The organism is Desulfocicer niacini (assembly GCF_054657595.1).
The window spans coordinates 1-600 of record NZ_BAAHYK010000170.1 but is presented as its reverse complement, the minus strand read 5'-3'; the positions used below and the strand labels follow the sequence as shown (position 1 = coordinate 600).

At 41.0% G+C, this 600-nt stretch carries 1 protein-coding gene; it reads right to left on the bottom strand.

Going from position 1 to position 600, the window contains the following annotated elements:
* Nucleotides 1-42: 42 nt before the first annotated feature.
* On the bottom strand, nucleotides 43-600 hold a 558-nt coding region (locus ACYQ2M_RS25230), incomplete at its 5' end, for a transposase (protein WP_459919164.1).

Genomic DNA, 600 nt, shown 5'->3' with positions numbered 1-600 from the left:
TAACCTTAACGTTGCATAAAATTTTACGATAATTCGATAATTTTACGCGGCTTTTTGCAACGCTTCTATGAAAAATAGTAAATCCTTCTTAACTGCAGGATTCGCACTCATTGTAAGGGTCAGTTTTCCCTGGGGACAGATAAAACGACCAGCTCTTTGTATGATCTGATGGCGTATTGTATCAAGGTTCTTGAAAGTCCATGCTGCAGGGCGTTTTGCTTTTGCTCTGCTTGCAGCCGGGTGGGCGATCATTTGCATTTCCCTTGAAAAATTGTGGGCCATCATTGATGCCACTGTGAAAACTTGATTGGCATTGAGTCTTTTACATGGAATTGCACTGAGGGCTGTGTGGTTCTTGGCATTACCGAACAATAATTCCTGGGAGCCACGGCCATTATGAAACAATACGACCGCATTTGTTGATACTTTTTTGTTGGTCACAATGACCTTATATTGATATTCCCGGCAGACCGGTTTAAAGAGATCCAACTGAATGGGGCCTTTTTGTGGTTTTTTTACTTTCTTTCTGGTGAATACAAATCGGTATTCATCCTTCCATGATTTCGGTTTCCACTGAGTTTCAAAATAAGACCAAGTTTC